Below are 17,866 nucleotides of genomic sequence, written 5' to 3' on the forward strand. Positions count from 1 at the left end.
ATCGCAAAGGAACTACATGGCAACAACAGAAGTGACTGCGCCGTCGCTCGAGGCGCAGCGAACGCCCGTCGTAAACGACTTCAGCATTCAGGTCGCGACGGTCAACGGTTCAGGATCGCAATCGGCAAACACTGTTCTCCTCCGCACCATCTTCCAGATGGGCGTGCCCGTGTCGGGCAAAAACCTCTTCCCGTCGAACATCGCCGGCCTGCCGACCTGGTACACCATTCGCGCCAGCAAAGACGGATTCGTCGCGCGCAAGAAGGAAATTGATTTCGTCGTCGCGATGAACCCTGAGACGGCGAAGGAAGACGTCCTCGCCCTGGAGCCTGGCGCCGCCGTTCTCTATGACGAGCCGCTGAACCTGAAAGACCTGCGCAGCGATGTGACCTTCTACGCCGTCGCCTTCGACAAGATCGTCGCCGAGGTCTGCAAGGAAGCCAAACTCCGCAAGCTCGTCAAGAACATGATCTATGTCGGCGTGATGGCGAAGCTGCTCGCACTCGACATGAAGGAAGTCGAGAAGGCAATCCGCAGGCAGTTCGCGACCAAGGTCAAGGCCGCCGATCTCAACTGGAACGCCGCGCAGGCCGGCCACGATTACGCCGTGCAAAATCTGCCGAAGCAGGACCCGTTCAAGATCGAGAGGATGAACAAGACCGAGGGACAGATCATCATTGACGGCAACGCCGCCGCCGCGCTTGGTGCGATGTTCGCGGGCGTGAGCGTCGTGACCTGGTATCCGATCACGCCGTCGTCGTCGCTGGTTGAGAACCTGATTGAATACATGAAAGAGCACCGTCTCGATGCCGACGGCAAAGCGACCTTCGCCATCGTGCAAGCGGAAGATGAACTCGCCGCAGTCGGCATGGTGCTCGGCGGCGGATGGATGGGCGCCCGCGCCATGACCGCGACCGCCGGCCCCGGCATCAGCCTGATGGGTGAATTCACCGGCCTCGGATATTACGTCGAAGTGCCCGCCGTGATCTGGGACGTGCAGCGCGTCGGGCCTTCCACCGGCCTCCCGACCCGCACCGCACAAGGCGACATCATGAAGGTCGCGAATCTCTCGCATGGCGATGCTCGTCATCCGATGCTGTTCCCACACTCGGTGGCCGAGTGCTTCGAGTTCGCTGGGGCCGCATTCGATCTCGCGGAAACCTTGCAGACGCCGGTATTCGTAATGAGCGATCTCGATCTCGGCATGAACAACTGGATGAGCGAGCCGTTCGCGTATCCCACCCAGCCGTTGAAACGCGGCAAGGTCCTGTCTGCCGAACAACTGACCCAGCTCGGCGGCTTCGCACGCTACAAAGACGTAGACGGCGACGGCATTCCCTATCGCACCGTGCCCGGCACGAAGCATCCGCAAGCTGCATGGTTCGCGCGTGGTAGCGGTCACAACGAGAAGTCGCAGTACACCGAACGTCCCGACGATTACGTCAACAACATGGACCGTCTGGCGCGTAAGTTCGCTACCGCGCGCAAGCTCGTACCGCAAGCCGACATCGTGCAGGATGGCGGCAAGGTCGGAATCATCGCCTACGGCACTTCTCATCACGCGATCGTCGAATCGCTCTCGCAGTTGCTGAAAGAGTACGGCGTCGGCCTTGACTACCTGCGGCTGAAGGGCTTCCCCTTCGGCGAGGAAGTGCACGACTACATCGCGCGCCATGATCGCGTGTACGTGGTTGACCAGAACCGCGATCACCAGATGTTCGACTTGCTCAAACTCGATATCAAACCGGAGCACGTAACCAAGCTCCGCAGCGTGCGCCACTATAACGGGCTCCCCATTGATGCTCGGTCCGTCACTGACGCGATCCTGGCGCAGGAGGTGAAGTAATGGCGACAACTTCCGCGCCACAACCCAAGACCAACCACATCGGCCTCACCGTACTCGACTATCGCGGCGGCAAAACCACGCTCTGCGCCGGTTGCGGCCACAACGCGATCAGCGAGCGCATCATTGACGCGATGTACGAAATGGGCGTTCAGCCCGAGGAAATCATCAAGATGAGCGGCATCGGCTGCTCCTCGAAGACGCCCGCGTACTTCATGTCGCGCTCGTTCAGCTTCAATTCCGTGCACGGGCGCATGCCCGCCGTTACCACCGGCGCGGTGCTGGCGAACCAGAAGATGATGGCGATCGGCATCTCCGGTGATGGCGACACCGCTTCCATCGGTATGGGCCAGTTCGTGCACCTCATGCGCCGCAACATCCCAATGATCTACATCATTGAGGACAACGGCGTGTACGGCCTCACCAAGGGTCAGTTCTCGGCAACCGCCGATATCGGCTCGAAGCTGAAGACCGGCGTCATCAACGATCTCCCGCCGATCGACACCTGCGCGCTGGCCATCATGATGGGCGCGACCTTCGTCGGCCGCTCCTTCAGCGGCGACAAGAAGCAGCTCCACACCATGCTCAAAGCCGCGATCGCCCACAAAGGCACCGCGATGCTCGACGTCATCTCGCCTTGCGTGACCTTCAACGATCACGAAGGCTCGACCAAGTCCTACAAGTTCATGAAGGACCACGAAGAGCCGCTGCACGACCTCAACTTCGTGCCGTACTTCGAAGAAATCAATGTGGATTACGACGAGGGCACCACGACCGCAGTGCAGATGCACGATGGCTCGAAGCTACTGCTCAAGAAGCTCGAGCACGACTACGATCCGAAGGACAAGATCAACGCCGTACATCGCATCATGGAGTCGCACAAAACCGGCGAGATGCTCACCGGCGTCTTCTACGTGAACCCCGACGCGCCAAGCTTCCTCGATCTCCTGAACATGACCGACACGCCGTTGGCGCAATTGCCGGAGTCCACGCTACGCCCGTCGAAGGCGACGCTCGAGGCGATCATGGAAGAGTATCGCTAAATTGTGTTCGTGATTCCAAAGCCTCCGGCGACGGAGGCTTTTGTTCATTTAGAACGCAAACGTCATCCGCGCATGACAACTCCGCCCCGGCATAAACGACGTCCCTGAAAACAGTCCCGCAAAACTGATCAAATCAGCCGATCATTCAGGTTCTCAATATCGCCTTGCAGCCGCAGCGAGCGCCTCTCATGCTTCAAGTCCGACCTTCGGCGCGAGACCACCGCTGTCGTCCGTGTAAGTCGTGAGCCGATATTGATTTGCGGTGCTGATCAACCGCACCGAAAATTTCAGTCCCAGGCCTGCTTGGTAGTAGTTCAATGCCTCGATTTCAGTGCATTGTTGCCGGTAAATATTGATTCTGCACACATTCCAAAGCTGAAAATGCAACCGCGGAATGTTGCGTCACGTCTGTTGTGTTAGGAGTACAATTCTCGCCCACGAAGAACCGTGGCAGCAGCGGTTTCAGTTTTTCCGCTGAGGGTAGGTATGAACGTCCATATCAGTTACAAGGGTCTGGAAAAGACCCCCGACGTCGAATCCACCGTCAAACTACACCTGAAAAAACTGGAGCGCCGACTGCAGGTATTCCGGCCCGAGCTGGTCAGCCTGCATGGCAGTGTCCTGCAAAAGTCGCCACGAGCGGGGTTTGTGGTCGCCTTGAACCTCAAGCTCCCGACGACCGACATTGCGGCGGAACAGGCGAACCCAAATTCAGCAGTCGCGGTGAAGGCCGCGTTCGATTCCCTCATCGGCCAGATCTCGCGCCACAAAGGTGCGCTGCGCAACGAGCACGCCTGGCCGCGACGACAACAGGAACATGGTCGCAATGCGATCAGCGAAGTTCCCTTTGAAGACACGGTCGCAGCGATCAAGCCAGAGAGCGTGACCAACGAAGATGTGAGCAGCTACATCAACGCCAACCTGCCTCGACTGCGCCGGTTCGTGCAGCGCGAACTGCGGCATCGCGAACAAGATGAGAAGATCGCGCGCGGCTCGATCTCGGTTGACGAAGTGATTGACGAAGCCATCGGCAACGCGTTGAGTGAGGCCTTTGAGCGGCCCGAGAAGATGCGCCTCGAGCCATGGCTCTATCGGCTGTCCACCGATGCGATCGATCGGCTCGCAGCCGGCGATTCCGGGGGCGGAAATATTCCACTGGACCGGCCCGACCGTTCGCGCGATGGCGAAGGCAGCGACGAAAACGTGCTCCAGTTCCACCAACCCGACGAAGATCTGTCGGCAATGAGCCTGACGTTCGACAAGAACATTTCCACGCCCGAAGACCTCGCGGCGAAGGACGAGATGATTTCGCTCGTCGAACGCACGTTGCGCGATGCTGGGAGGAACGAACGCGAGGCTTTCATTCTTTTCACCATCGAGGGCTTCACCGTCGAAGAGATTGCAGACATCACCCAGAAACCGGAAGAGGAGGTAAGAAAGAGCGTGCATTCCGCCCGTGAGTACTTGAAAGAGTTTTTGCCCGTGCGGGATCCGCTGAGTGACCGTTTGATCGAACACTCCAAAACGGCCTAACAAAAACATAAAACAACAAGGCCTTCACGGTAAAAACAGGAGACTGAAGGAATGATCACGCGGGACGAAATTCGCGAGATATCGGAAATCTATTCTCCTGAGGGTTGCGCCCTCACGTTCTACTACCAGCCTGCCCTCCCACTCGATAAATCCCATCGCCACGAAGCAATCCTGGTCAAGGACCTGGTGCGATCGGCACTCGCGGAATCTGAGAAGCACGGCCGAAATGACTGCGCGCGGCAGGACCTCGAACGCATTCTCGGCATGGCCGACCAATTCCAGGGAAACAGCCGGCAGGCGAAGGCGATCTTCGCCTGTTATCACCGCGGCATCTGGCGCGAATACGATTTGCCGCCGATGCTCACCAGAACGCAGCTGGTGGTGAACTCACGCTTCCATCTCAAGCCGCTGGCGCCGTTGCTCGAAGCCAAGCCGCGCGTGCTGGTGGCAGCGATTGACCGCACCAAGGCGCGCATCTTCGAACTCGCCGACGAGAAGATCGTGGAGAAGCAGGATTTCTTCACCGGCCTTCCGCGGAAAGGGAAGAGCGACGGATTCGCCGGTTATGACGGCGGCCACGCCGAGCGCCGCGAGTTGAACGATGCGATGGCGCACTTCAAAACCGTCGCCGACTTTCTGCTTGCGTACACGCAACGCAGCGGTATCGAACGCGTAGCGATCGGGTGCCGCGACGAAATCTGGTCGGAGATCAAGCCGAACCTGCACAAGTACACGCTCGATCGCCTGGTCGGCCACTTCCGGGTGGATGCGAAAGTTGTTTTGCCCGCCGAGGTGAAGGAGAAAGTTGACTATCTGCTCGCCGAGGATGACGGCCGCAAAAAACTCGACTTGCTGCGCGAGGTGATCGGTGAAGCCGGACGCAACGGTCGAGGTGCGCTCGGCTTGCGTCGCGTTCTTCGCTCGCTGGAGATGGGCGAGGTGCAGACGCTGCTGCTCGAAGATAAGTTTGCGGCGCCGGGAGTACAGTGCACCAACTGCAACCACATCGACATCAACATGTCGCATTCATGCGGGGTGTGCGGGAACCCGACGATTGCGATTGAGGATGTTGCCGATCCGTTGCTGGCACGCGCGATGGCCGCGGGAATCGATCTTCACTACCTGCCGGCCAACGGTGAACTGGACCGCGTAGGAAGAATCGCGGCACTGCTGCGGTTCCGGGCGGACCAGAACACGTCGATGAAGCTCGCGGTATAGACTGACGATTTTTTCGCCGAGGCGCGGGGCCACCCGCGCCTTTGCCGACTCCAAAATATTCAGTTTTCAAAGAACTCTGCTGCCCCGAGGGCATGTGGACGCTAGGCCCACTCAACTTGCTACCTAATTCCAGAATATCAAACCGAAGGGCAAATTCTGCTCTCCGCGTGTCCCTCGCAAGTCTATGATTTAAAGTGTGTTAAGTGGCATGTCCCACAATCCGGGGTCTTGACAGCCGACGTTTGTGGGATGGTTTTTGGGGGTGGTTTGCCGCAAAAGAGCTACGAAAAAATGACACGCTGAACGCCCTGTTGGCCCCGATGTTCGAATGCTGGAATTCTTCGTCGCACATGCACACGACCACAGAAACTAGCGGGATAGCGTGGCAAGTCGCGGCCCAAATCGTGTGAACTCTGCGTGTTATCCTTTGCGCCGTAATCTTGGGAGGTATTTGTGAAGTTTTCCCGCCGTGAATTTATCGCGACGTCTGCAATTGGTTCGGCTTCTCTTGCACTTGATCTGAATGCGCAATCCAACAATGCTCCTAAGGCTGCCGGGCCGGGGAAGAACATCCTGATTTGCTCGGCGAATGGTCACAATTATCTCGATCGCGGACACGCCGTACTGGAGAAGGGCGGCGACACGCTGGACGCGATCATGGAAGTGGTTCGCGGGCCGGAAGAAGATCCGGAAGACGACAGCGTAGGTTACGGCGGGTTGCCGAACGAAGAAGGCGTGGTCGAACTCGATTCATGTTGTATGCATGGACCAACGCGGCTCGCCGGATCTGTCGGTGGCGTACACGACATCATGCATGTGGCTCTGCTGGCGAAGACAGTGATGGAGCACACCGGGCACGTGATGCTGGTTGGCGAAGGCGCGAAGCGTTTTGCGGTCGCGCACGGCTTCCCAACGATGAACCTGCTCACTGAGCACTCGCGCAAAGTCTGGCTGCTGTGGAAGGAGACAAATTCCAATCAGGACTGGTGGGGGCCAGGACCGGCGAGCCCGCACTTCAAGTTCCCGACGAATGGAACGAAGTCGGAGGACCTGAAAGAACGTATCCGTGAGATGGAAAAGCTGGCGGAGCAGATCGGAATCGAGCCGGAGCGGCGGATGGCGGCGATCCATCGCGTTCTGTATCCACCGACGGGCACGATCAACTGCTCGGCGCTGAAGGCGAACGGCGAGATGAGCGGCGCCACCACAACCAGCGGACTGGCGTGGAAGATCCCTGGGCGCTGCGGTGATTCGCCGATCATCGGCGCGGGCTGCTACTGCGACCAGGACGTGGGTTCTGCGGGAGCGACGGGCAGCGGCGAAGAGAACATCAAGATCGCCGGCGCGCACACGATCGTGGAGAACATGCGCCATGGCATGTCGCCAAAAGAGGCGGGCATGGATGCGCTGAAGCGGATCGTGCGGAACTATAACGGGGACATGGCGCGCCTGAAGTACGTGAGCATGAAGTTCTACATCCTGCGCAAAGACGGCGAGCATGCCGGCGTTTCGATGTGGAGCGGGACGAAAGAAGCTCCGTCGAAGTTCGCGATCCACGATGGGACGGCGCGGTTCGAGAATGCGGCGTACCTGTATGAAGGCGAGCCGCAGGAGTGGCCGCCGATGCCGGAGTTGCAGACTTCGACGTATTCGACGCTTTAGCTCCGTTCAACTCTCATTTCCTGCCATTCGGCCTCGCGGTTCTTACGCGGGGCCGTTTTCTTTGCGAAGATAGAAGTGTGGGGACGATTGTCTTTCAAGTCGGGCATATCATGCGCGGGGCGTTTGAGGCGCATATCGTCCAGTTCACGCTGGTCGCGCTGAGCTCTGTCTTTTTCCTGGTGGATCCGTTCGCGATCATCCCGACCTTCCTCGTGATGACGGCGCGGCACGATCCCATTACACGCCGGCGGATGGCGGCACGGGCATGCTGGACCGCATTTATTGTGCTGACGGCATTTGCGTTTGCGGGCACGGCTATCTTCAAAATCTTTGGCATTACTTTGCCGGCATTTGAGATCGCGGGAGGTCTGATCCTATTGCTGATCGGGCTCGACATGATGCAGGCCGAGCGTCCGACGCAAGAGGGTTCGCCTGAAACGGCCGAGGGTTCGGTGAAAGACGACGTCAGCATCACGCCGCTCGGCATCCCGATGCTTGCCGGGCCCGGAGCGATCTCTACGGTGATGGTGCTGAACGGCACCGCGCGCGATTGGTCCACGACGATTCCGGTATTTGCGGCAATCGCGCTGACGTGTTTCGCTTCCTACTGGATTTTGCGTGGCGCGGAACGCGTGAGCCAGAAGATGGGACAGACTGGCATCCGTGTGCTGATGCGAATCATGGGACTTCTGTTGATGGCGATCGCCATTCAGTTCATGATTAACGGGCTTACCAATCTAGGTGTAATCCACGCTGATTGAGTACTTTCGGTACCTTAGACTCCACGCTGACACTTTCATCCACCCTGCAATTTGCTGTAAGTTAACTGGGCAGCTCTCAAGCTCACAACCACGGCCTATTTGTATTTGGGAGACCACGAAGTGTCCAATTCCGCCGCCACTTTGACCACGGGCGATCTGGTCGGCAACTACCGGATTCTCGGCCTGCTCGGTGCAGGTGGCATGGGCGTGGTCTATCGCGCGTTGGACGTGAAGCTGGAGCGCACCGTTGCGCTCAAATTCCTACCGGAACACCAGACCACCAACCAAGACGACCGCAAGCGAGTGCTGCGCGAAGCGCGCACCGCGTCGCAACTCGACCATCCGAACATTGGCGTGATTCACGGTTTCGAAGAAACCGACGATGGGCGCGTCTTCATCGTGATGGCGTACTACGAGGGCGAGACGCTGGCGCGGAAGATTGCGCATGGACCGCTGCCGGTGCCCGAAGCGGTCGATATCGCGATCCAGATTTGCGATGGGCTGGCGGCGGCACATGCGAGCGCTATCGTTCACCGCGATGTGAAGCCGTCGAACGTGATCATTACACCGCGTGGCGTGGCGAAGATTGTTGACTTCGGCCTGGCGCGGCTCTCGACTGGCGCGAGCACGCAGAGCATCAGCAGCGGCGGCACGGTGGGTTACATGTCGCCCGAGCAGGCGATGGGCAAGATGGTGGACCAGCACACCGATGTGTGGTCGCTGGCGGTGACGCTTGCCGAAATGATTACCGGGCGGAATCCGTTCGTCCGCGATTCGGCGGCGGCGACGGTGATTGGCATTGTGAGCGATCCGCCGCAGCCGATGGACGAGATTCCGGTGGACCTGCTGCGCATCATCTATCGCGCGCTGGCGAAAGAGCCGGAGCTGCGTTATCAGAACTGCGGCGAGATGCTGCCGGAACTGAAGGACTTCCGCCGCGAAGTGGAAGTGGCAGTGACAGCGCCGCCAAGTACGCGGAGATCGACGCTGACGGCGAAAGAACTGCGGCCGCTGCTGGAGCATGCGTCGCGATCGTCGCTGGGGAATGCGCTTACCGTGCAGCATCGCCGGCAACGCTGGCTTGTGGTACTGGCGATTATCGCGATCGTGATCGCTGGACTTTCCTTCGTACCGCCGGTGCGCGAAAAAGTGACGCAGAGCTTTACGCATTCGGAAGAGCACATTGCGGTGCTGCCGTTCGACAACATTGGCGGCGATGCGTCAACCGACGCCGTGGCGCAGGGCCTGATGGATTCGATGACGAATGCGCTGTCGAACCTCGGGACCGTGCAGAAGTCGCTGTGGGTGATTCCGGCGAGTGTGGTGCGCGGACAGAAGATCACCGACCCGATGATGGCGAATCGTGAACTCGGCGCTACGCTGGTGGTGAAGGGAAGCATCCAGCGTAAAGATCAGACGGTACACCTGTCTGTGAACCTGATTGATGCGAAGAACCTGCGACAGATCGGGTCGGCATCGCTGGAAGACAGTTCCGGAGATTTGGCTGCACTTCAAAATGAAGCCGTGTCACGGTTGGCGCGGTTGATGAATATCAAAGTCAGCGCCGACTTCCTGAAGACGACGGGCGGCAGCGTTGCGCCGGCGGCGTATGAGTCGTATCTGAAAGCGCTCGGGTTGATGCAGCGTTATGACAAGCCGGGGAATCTCGACCAGGCAATTACAGCGCTGAAGAGTGCCGTGGAAACCGATCCGCGATTTGCGCTGGGATATGCGCAATTGGGCGAGGCGTTTCGGTTGAAGTACAACCTCGACGTGAATCCGAAGTGGATTGAGCAAGCGAAGACGTACAGCCAGAAGGCCGTTGAACTGGATGATCATGTTCCGGCGGTGTACGTGACGTTGGGACGCATTCATGAGGCCGCTGGCGAACATGATCTGGCGGTGCAGGAGTTTCAACGCGCGCTGGCGCTGGATGCGCGCAGTGCGAACGCACTGAATGGACTTGCGCACAGCCAGGAGAGCGCGGGCCATGTAGCCGAAGCGGAGGCGACGTTTAAGAAGGCTGCGGCGCTGCGGCCCGATTATTGGGACGTCTACAACGAGATGGGGCTGTTCTACGATCGCCAGAGCAAATACAAAGAGGCGATCGAACAGCTCAAGCGTGCGGTGCAACTGACGCCCGACAATTCGCAGGTGTACTCCAATCTTGCTGCGGTTTATATCGACAGCGCCGATCCGAAGTTGCGTGGCGATGCCGAGCAGGCGCTGAAGAAATCGATTGATCTGAGTCCGACGTATTTTGCGTATGCGAACTTGGGCTCGCTGTACTTCGATGAGAAGCGGTATGCAGAAGCCGCGTCGGTGTTGGAGAAGGCGCTGCAGATCAACGGCGACAATTATCTCGTCTGGATCTGGCTGATGAATTCCTACGATTGGCTGGGTGAGCAAGACAAGTCTGCCGCCGCCGCGGACAAGGCATTCGGGCTGCTGTCGAAAGAAGCACAAGCGAAGCCGCGCGATGCGTCGGCACAGGTGATCCTCGCGGACCTGAGTGCGAGAAAGAAGCTGACGGACAAAGCCATGGGCCATCTGCAGACGGCGTTGGCTCTGGCGCCGGACGATCCGGACATTCTCGCTGATGCGGCCAGTGCCTATGAACTTATGGGCAATCGCGCGAAGGCATTAGCAGCGGCGCACAAAGCGCTCGACAAAGGATTCTCGCTGGACAAGCTGAAGAACGACCACGTACTGCAGGGCCTGGTTACAGATCCAAGTTTTCAAGGTACCGCGAAATAGCACGACCTGAGAGAGAGGAGAACGATGTCAAGCCCGATCATCCTGACTGTGAATTGGAGCGCGACGAGCGGATATTCTTTAACGCCGCCGAACCCAGACATTAACAACGGAGGGACAGCACGATTTACCTCCCCTAACAAACCGGCCACGATTCACTTCACTCCCACGAATACGCCATTCGGGGCAAGCAAAATGGTGCCGATGGGCGGTTCCGTCGATGTCCCTGTAGGGGCGGCGGAATACCAAGTGCAGTATTCCATCGCCGCCGTGCAGGCCACTACGGGGGTGGCTGCGACCGCGGGCACCTCGACGGTGCGACTCGGAGTGTCGAGTGGCACGATCAAGGTTGGTTCTGGATAGTTAGAGGCGGGTTCGCTTTCAGGCGGCCGGGATGGCCGCCTTTTCAATTTGGATCGCTGGCAGTCTTGTCAGTTGCAAATTGCAGTCTTCAGCCGGAGATTCGTCTGTCGTCCTATTCAGTGGAGGTCATGATGGATAGCAGTCTGGCCAAAGTAGCGCAGCGAGCTTCCGGATTCTCACTCGTTCTTTCGGTATTGCTGATCGTCTTCGGCGTGCTGGCGATTATGTTGCCGGTGGCGATGTCGCTCGGTGTGGTGATCGTGGTTGCGTGGCTGCTGATCATCAGCGGCGTCGTGCAAGGAGTGCATTCGTTTCGGTGCGAAGGGATCGGCAGCAAGATCTGGCGGCTACTGGTGGCGCTGATTTACGTCAGCATGGGAATTTATTTGCGCGTGAACCTGCACATCGGGCTTGCTGCGCTCACGCTGGCGATGATCATTTTCTGCGTGTCGCAGGGAATCTTCACAATCGGTGCGTACCTCATGACGCGCAGCAGTGGCGCATCGGGATGGATGCTGTTCGACGGCTTCATCACACTGATCCTCGGGATCATGATTTGGCGACATTGGCCGGCGTCGTCGTTTTGGGTGCTGGGAACGTTTGCGGGCATCAACATGGTCGTCAGCGGCATGTCGCGACTGGGACTCACACTCGCGGTGCGACGAGCGTTGAAAATGTCGGCACAAGCGGCGTAAGTTCCCGAAAACAGGCAGGTTCAAACGTAGGTAACGGCGCACGAGATTTCTTGCAAGGAATTCAGCGGAGTTCGTTCTAGTATCGGGGGCAGAATTTTCGAATAACGAACTATGCTTGAGATCATTGCGCTCGTCGCGCTCGTCCTCGCATTGTTGTGCCTTGCGGGAAGTTCCACCCCGTACGCAGTTTTCTTCATGTCCATTTCCGTTGCCTGCGCTGCCTGGCGCGCTTATCGCGCGCGCGAGGCTGCGGACCGTGCGCAACGCGAGCTGAACGATCTTCGCGCAGAAATGCAGCGACTGACGACGCTCTCGGAGCGGGCAGTCCGGATTGCCGCAGAGACGGCGAACCAGGTGATGGCGCGGACGGTAAGCGCTCCGCCGGCGGATGCCGTGCGGCCTGCTGCTCCACCTTCAACACCTCAAGGAAAACCAGAATTTGTCAGCGCGCTGGATGTGGCTGCGGAAGTGCCGAAGTTTGTGGCGAAGCCAGAGGCTGAGGTGAAAGCAGCGGCTCCGATCGCGCCGAAGATCGTAGTTCCGCCGGCGCCGGTGGTTCCTCCACCACCATCCGCTCCTCCTCAGCAGGTTTCTGCGCCGCCACCGCCGGCTCCACGCGTTGTGGAACCAGCGTCTCCTGCTCCGCCGCAGAGGCCAGCGGCTCCGCCAGTGCCGTCGTTCGCGACGGTAGGCAAGCCGTCGAAGGCGGCGAGCGAGCGGATGCGGTCAGCACTGAACTTGGAACAGGTGCTCGGCACGAACTGGTTGAACAAGATTGGCGTGATCATTCTTGTTCTGGGCATCGCGTTGTTTGGCATTTACGAGCTCGGACAGCTTGGGCCGCTGGGTAAGGTCGGCTTAAGTCTCGCTGTTTCGCTTGCACTTCTCGGTGGCGGAATCTATCTCGAACGCAAAGACCGCTACAAAGTTCTTGGTCGCACGGGAATCGGCGGCGGCTGGGCGCTGCTCTTTTTCACTACCTACGCGCTGGATCACGTCATGGCAATGCGGGTGATGAGTTCGGATGCGCTCGACTCGCTGCTCATGCTGGTGGTCGCGGGCGCGATGGTCGCGCATACCCTGCGATACAAGTCGCAACTTGTTACCGGATTTGCGTTCCTGCTTGCGTATTCCACGGTTGCTCTGAGCCACGACACGGTTTACAGCCTGGCAGCGGGAGCGATTCTGGCGACAGCAATCGTCGCCATCGTTTTGAAGATGGACTGGTTCGAACTCGAAGTCTTCGCGATTCTCTCGAGTTATGGGAACCATTTTTACTGGCTCTATCGGCTGCTGGGCGAGCACGGGGCGGAGGGGCATCCGTTCCCGGAATTCATGGTTAGTGCCTCGCTGCTCGTCTTCTACTGGGCGATTTTCCGGGTGTCGTACGTGGTGCGGCGGGTTGCAACGGCGTCGGAGGAGAATCTTTCGACCGTTGCAGCGCTGCTCAATACCGTGCTGTTGTTGGCGGTGATGAAGTTCCAGTCGGCGCGGCCGGAGCTGGCGTTCTATGCGCTCTTGATCCTGGGCGCGATGGAATTCACCATCGCGCAGTTGAGCATTACACGGCGTCGCCGCATCGCTTTTGTGGTGCTGACGATGCTCGGCACGGCGCTGATGATTGCCGCGGTACCGTTCAAGTTCTCCGGCGGGAACGTTTCGATCTTGTGGCTGGCGGGTGGAGAAGTGCTGTTGTTCGCCGGGATCTTTTCTTCCGAACACCTGTTCCGCAGATTGGGGATGGTGACCGGCTTCGTCGTCCTTGGCCAGGTTTTGATCGTCGAATTCCCGCGCATGATTGCTGTGCGCGCGACTTCGCCCGAGCTAGCTCTCATCAAGCAAGGCGTGGTACTGCTTGCCGGCGCCGTGGTTTTCTACGGGAACAACGCTCTGCTGCGGATGCGATGGCCGCGAATGTTCAGCGAGTACTTCGATGATTTACTGCTGACTGCGACGTCGTATCCCGGCGCAGTCACGCTGGGGCTGGGATGCTGGGCGGCGTTTGTGCACGACAGCATGGCGGTGGCATTTGCGGCGGCCATGCTCGCGGTTGCGGTGATCGCATACTGGTTGAAGTCGTGGCACGTACAAATCCAGTTTGGCGCGCTGGGAGTCGTCGCGGTTGCGCGCTGCCTCACTTATAACGCGCATTGGGACACGCCACACCATTTGCCGTGGCGCATTGGATCTTTGATCGCAATTGCTGCGGTTTTCTACATCGCGGCGAGGTTTACGCAGCACAACGCGGCGAGCGACCAACAACTCATCCGTGGCCTGACTGCGGCGACCGGCACGGCACTCGTGGGTCTGCTGTTCGTCTCAGAAGTCCCAGCGGTGTGGCAACCCCTGGCGTTCGCGCTGTTTGCGCTCGGCCTGGTTGAGTCGGCGCGACTCACGGGCTATCTCCCGCTGCGTTGGCACACGCATGTTGTCGCGGCGACGGCGGTTGTCTTCGCGGCGGCGACGAGAGTTTCCACCACGCCACTCTGGCACTCGATTCATACCGGCCTTTGGAAGCTGATTCCGGTTGTCGCAGTGTTCTATGTTCTTGGTCTGCGGGCAGCGAAGATTCGCGATTCTTACGTCGAATGGGTCGGAACAGCCTACAGCTGGGCTGCCAGCGCTCTGGCGGTCTGGCTGCTATACGAAGGCCTCAATCAGCGGTACGTCGCGGCGGCGTGGATTGTGTATGCGTGCATCCTGATGGTGGTGAGTCGTTGGCGCGGATGGACCTCGCCAGCCTGGCAAGCATTGGTGATTGGCGGATTTGCGTCGGTTCAGGTGGGAGTCGTTAACCTGCTGGAGAGCACACCCGGCGTGCACAACACGTTACGGCTTTCGATGTGCGGCATTGTGATTGGCGGACTCTATCTGCTCTCGCAGACGCTGCGTTTGCCTGATCAGTGGCGCAAACAGGAGTTCGAACAACTGCACTCGTGGCTGGCGACCGGGCTTCTCGCAACGTTGCTCTGGTACGAATTGCCGGCGGTGAGCGTCGCAGTGGCGTGGGCGTTGCTGGGCCTTGCCGTCTATGAGTTCGGCTCCATCCGCAAGTTGGCGCACATGCGTTGGCAGGGATATCTCGTACTGCTCGCTTCCTTCGGACGCATCTTCTTTGCGAACCTTTCCGCGGGGACCCCCGGCGATTGGCTGAGCACGCGCATGGTGACGGTGTTGCCGATTGCCGCGATCTATTACTTCGTATTCGGACGCGAAGTGGAATCGGAGAAAGTGCGCCGCTGGAATATCTCGCTGATCTTCGCCTACCTCGGTACTGCGGCGGTGATGGCGGTGTTCTATTTCCAATTTGCGAATGAATGGGTGGTGGTTGCCTGGGCAGCGCTGGTGCCGGTTCTGCTCGCGCTGGCTCTGCTTCTGAAGCAGAACGTGTTCGCGCAGCAGACGGTGCTGATGAGCCTTGCGGTGTTGGTGCGCGGAATGCTGCACAATTTGTTTGGCGGTAGCTATTTCAGCGGCTCCGATTGGCGGGGTCGGTTTGGGGTGTTGGGGACGGCGGTGCTGTTGCTCCTCGCAGCGCTGCCGCTTGCGTTTGAATATCGCCGCAGGTATGCGGTGGATCCGGCATTGCGTGGACTACGCCGTGCGTTTGCTTTGGCGATACATCGTATCGAGCAGCCGATTTTCTTCGTTGCGATCGCGCTGCTGACGACGATGCTGACGCTAAAAATGGACCACGGGATGATCACGTTGGCTTGGGGCGTGGAGGCTGTCGTCATCTTTGTGAGCGCCCTCGCACTGAAAGAGCGTTCATTCCGGCTGACGGGCTTGATACTTCTCCTGATGTGTGTCGGCAAGATCATCGTGATTGACGCCTGGCGGCTGGCAATACGAGACCGCTACCTGACGTTCATCGGATTGGGCGCATCGCTGATCCTTGTGTCGTTCCTCTACAGCAAATACAGCGAGAGGATCCGGCAATATCTATGAAGCGCTGGATGGGGTTGCTGCTGGTGGTGGCGTTTGCTGCCGGCGCGCTGGTGCTTGTACATCGCCGTCGCGAGAGTGGCGAGGTATCGCCGAACGCGATGTTGAGCATGGCCGCCGATGCGCAGCGGGATGTATTGCGCGCGCCGATGCAAATGACGCGGCTTTCGGATGAAGAAGAGACACGCATTGGCGACGCGATGGCCGAGCGCTATGAGGGCTCCTTCCGCAGCCCAACGGACTACTCGGCAGTAGAGCGCGAGGTGCAGAAAGTCGGCGGCAAACTCGCAGTTCACGCGCATCGCCGGCTCAACTATCGTTTTCATCTCATTCCCGACGAGCAGTTACTTAACGCGTTTGCGCTGCCGGGTGGACACGTCTTTATTGGGTTCGGGCTGGTTCGGTTGATGAACACAGAAGACGAGCTTGCCAGTGTGCTCGGTCATGAACTTGAACACATTGACCATTATCATTGCGCCGAGCGTGTGCAAGTGGAAGCGCAGATGCGCAAGTTGCAGCTTGGCGTTATCGGCGAGCTGATGCAACTGCCATTGAGCGTCTTCGAAGCGGGCTATTCCAAAGACCAGGAGTCAGAAGCCGATCGCGAAGGGATCTTGCTGGCAGTCGAAGCCGGCTTTTCCCCGTACGGCGCAGTTTCGATGTTTACGAAGTTCGATGAGCTGCATCGTGCTTACGTAATCCACGCGGGCTCGCCGCCGGAGGAACTCTCGCAGCTTGCGATCGAGACGCTCTCTGGATATTTCCGCTCGCATCCGTTGCCGTCGGAGCGGATCGCGCAGGCGATGCAGGTCATCGCCGGGCATCATCTTGAGCGACAAACGAAGCAGACACCGATGCTGCCGGAAATCGCGCAACAACTGGATCGAGAATAAAAGCCCATCTCGCCAGGGCGGGATGGGCTCCTGGATCGAAGCGTCTTTAGAAGCGGATTTCCGCGTTCGGCTGACGGTCGAGGTGAATGGTGTCGATGAATCGCACTTTGCCGATATTCAACTTCATGACTAAGGAACTGGTGCGAACGCCTTCACCGAAAAAGCGCACGGCCTTGAGCAGCGGGCCTTCGGTGACGCCCGTAGCGGCGAAGATGATGTTCTTGCCGGGGGCGAGCTCGTCGGCGCGATAGATGCGCTTGAGGTCGGTGATGCCCATCCCGGCCATGCGGGCTTCCTGCTCCTTGGTGTAGCCGACGAGACGGCCTTCCATGTAGCCATTCAAGCAACGGATAGCCGCGGCGGTGATTACTCCCTCTGGAGCGCCGCCGACGCCCATGACCGCGTGAACGCCGGTGCCGCGTACGGCCGCGGCAATACCGGCCGCGACGTCGCCGTCGCTGATCAGGCGAATGCGCGCGCCCGCTTTGCGGATATCTTCGATGAGCTTTTCGTGGCGCGGACGGTCGAGCACGATGATGACAAGGTCTTCGACATCGCGCTTCATTGCGACGGCGATTGCTTTGAGGTTCTCCTCCACCGGACGATCGAGGTGCACCACGCCACTTGCGGGAGCGCCAACGATGATCTTCTCCATGTAGCAATCGGGCGCATGCAATAGGCCGCCACGTTCGCTCGCGGCCAGCACGGTGATGGCGCCGGGAGCGCCGGTGGCGCAGAGGTTCGTGCCTTCCAGCGGATCGACCGCGATGTCAATTTCAGGATCAGTGTCTTGCTGCCGGCCGACTTTTTCGCCGATGTAGAGCATGGGAGCTTCGTCGCGCTCGCCTTCGCCGATCACGATGCAGCCTTTCATGCGCACGCTTTCCATGGTGGAGCGCATGGATTCCGTGGCAACGAGGTCGGCCTGGGTGCGATCACCGCGGCCCATGAGTTTGGCGCACCCGATGGCGGCCTCTTCCACAACCTGTAGGAACTCGAGTGCGAGGTCGCTCTCAATTCCGGGGCGGCTCGCGGTGGTGGTTGTGGTGGTGTTTGTCGACATGGGTCCTCCGGTGGGATGCGGGCGAATGGCTGCCCAACACACATCAGCCCATGGTGCGCGACCATGGGCTTAGTGCGAACTGAAAATTGTCCT

Annotated in this window: 12 protein-coding genes; 11 read left to right on the plus strand and 1 reads right to left on the minus strand. The window is 59.2% G+C overall.

Annotated features, from left to right (window positions below):
* Positions 1 to 16 precede the first annotated feature (16 nt).
* The 11 genes from ACID345_RS03055 to ACID345_RS03105 all read left to right on the plus strand — a co-directional run bounded on the left by ACID345_RS03055 (position 17) and on the right by ACID345_RS03105 (position 16,710).
* A complete protein-coding gene (locus ACID345_RS03055; protein WP_011521405.1) occupies positions 17 to 1,846 on the plus strand; it encodes a 2-oxoacid:acceptor oxidoreductase subunit alpha in 1,830 nt (609 codons plus the stop codon).
* A complete protein-coding gene (locus ACID345_RS03060) occupies positions 1,846 to 2,886 on the plus strand; it encodes a 2-oxoacid:ferredoxin oxidoreductase subunit beta (protein ID WP_011521406.1) in 1,041 nt (346 codons plus the stop codon). Before ACID345_RS03055 ends, ACID345_RS03060 begins: the two co-directional genes overlap by 1 nt.
* 486 nt (positions 2,887 to 3,372) lie before the next feature.
* Positions 3,373 to 4,419, plus strand: a complete 1,047-nt coding sequence (locus tag ACID345_RS03065) for an HPF/RaiA family ribosome-associated protein (RefSeq protein WP_011521407.1) — start codon at positions 3,373 to 3,375, stop codon at positions 4,417 to 4,419.
* A gap of 51 nt (positions 4,420 to 4,470) precedes the next feature.
* The gene (locus tag ACID345_RS03070) at positions 4,471 to 5,637 is read left to right on the plus strand and encodes a hypothetical protein (RefSeq protein ID WP_011521408.1); all 1,167 of its coding nucleotides are present in this window, start codon (positions 4,471 to 4,473) and stop codon (positions 5,635 to 5,637) included.
* Between the two features lie 453 nt (positions 5,638 to 6,090).
* On the plus strand, positions 6,091 to 7,299 hold the full coding sequence (locus tag ACID345_RS03075) for a N(4)-(beta-N-acetylglucosaminyl)-L-asparaginase (protein ID WP_011521409.1): 1,209 nt from the start codon (positions 6,091 to 6,093) through the stop codon (positions 7,297 to 7,299).
* A 77-nt stretch (positions 7,300 to 7,376) separates the two neighbouring features.
* Entirely contained in the window at positions 7,377 to 8,060 is a 684-nt protein-coding gene (locus ACID345_RS03080; protein WP_228370728.1) for a MarC family protein, read from the plus strand.
* Positions 8,061 to 8,180: 120 nt separating this feature from the next.
* Positions 8,181 to 10,817, plus strand: a complete 2,637-nt coding sequence (locus ACID345_RS25060) for a serine/threonine-protein kinase (protein WP_011521411.1) — start codon at positions 8,181 to 8,183, stop codon at positions 10,815 to 10,817.
* Between the two features lie 24 nt (positions 10,818 to 10,841).
* Positions 10,842 to 11,177 carry a hypothetical protein gene (locus ACID345_RS03090; protein ID WP_011521412.1) on the plus strand — a complete coding sequence of 112 codons (336 nt, stop codon included), beginning with the start codon at positions 10,842 to 10,844 and terminating at the stop codon, positions 11,175 to 11,177.
* 128 nt (positions 11,178 to 11,305) lie between these two features.
* Positions 11,306 to 11,872, plus strand: a complete 567-nt coding sequence (locus tag ACID345_RS03095) for an HdeD family acid-resistance protein (protein ID WP_041855391.1) — start codon at positions 11,306 to 11,308, stop codon at positions 11,870 to 11,872.
* A gap of 111 nt (positions 11,873 to 11,983) precedes the next feature.
* Positions 11,984 to 15,820: a DUF2339 domain-containing protein gene (locus ACID345_RS03100; RefSeq protein WP_011521414.1), complete on the plus strand. Its 3,837-nt coding sequence runs from the start codon at positions 11,984 to 11,986 to the stop codon at positions 15,818 to 15,820.
* Positions 15,817 to 16,710: a M48 family metallopeptidase gene (locus ACID345_RS03105; protein ID WP_011521415.1), complete on the plus strand. Its 894-nt coding sequence runs from the start codon at positions 15,817 to 15,819 to the stop codon at positions 16,708 to 16,710. The genes ACID345_RS03100 and ACID345_RS03105 overlap by 4 nt, the downstream gene beginning before the upstream one ends.
* Before the next feature lie 46 nt (positions 16,711 to 16,756).
* On the opposite strand, the gene glpX is transcribed toward ACID345_RS03105, so the two are convergent.
* Positions 16,757 to 17,773, minus strand: coding sequence for a class II fructose-bisphosphatase (glpX, locus tag ACID345_RS03110; protein ID WP_011521416.1), 1,017 nt, complete (start codon positions 17,771 to 17,773; stop codon positions 16,757 to 16,759).
* Positions 17,774 to 17,866 lie beyond the last annotated feature (93 nt).

Source organism: Candidatus Koribacter versatilis Ellin345 (assembly GCF_000014005.1).
GTDB lineage: Bacteria > Acidobacteriota > Terriglobia > Terriglobales > Acidobacteriaceae > Korobacter > Korobacter versatilis_A.

Excerpts from the sequence above, each read along its gene's own strand:
- ACID345_RS03055 (WP_011521405.1), top strand. The coding sequence starts at position 17 with ATGGCAACAACAGAAGTGACTGCGCCGTCGCTCGAGGCGCAGCGAACG.
- ACID345_RS03060 (WP_011521406.1), top strand. The coding sequence starts at position 1,846 with ATGGCGACAACTTCCGCGCCACAACCCAAGACCAACCACATCGGCCTC.
- ACID345_RS03065 (WP_011521407.1), top strand. The coding sequence starts at position 3,373 with ATGAACGTCCATATCAGTTACAAGGGTCTGGAAAAGACCCCCGACGTC.
- ACID345_RS03070 (WP_011521408.1), top strand. The coding sequence starts at position 4,471 with ATGATCACGCGGGACGAAATTCGCGAGATATCGGAAATCTATTCTCCT.
- ACID345_RS03090 (WP_011521412.1), top strand. The coding sequence starts at position 10,842 with ATGTCAAGCCCGATCATCCTGACTGTGAATTGGAGCGCGACGAGCGGA.
- ACID345_RS03095 (WP_041855391.1), top strand. The coding sequence starts at position 11,306 with ATGATGGATAGCAGTCTGGCCAAAGTAGCGCAGCGAGCTTCCGGATTC.
- ACID345_RS03100 (WP_011521414.1), top strand. The coding sequence starts at position 11,984 with ATGCTTGAGATCATTGCGCTCGTCGCGCTCGTCCTCGCATTGTTGTGC.
- ACID345_RS03105 (WP_011521415.1), top strand. The coding sequence starts at position 15,817 with ATGAAGCGCTGGATGGGGTTGCTGCTGGTGGTGGCGTTTGCTGCCGGC.
- glpX (WP_011521416.1), bottom strand. The coding sequence starts at position 17,773 with ATGTCGACAAACACCACCACAACCACCACCGCGAGCCGCCCCGGAATT.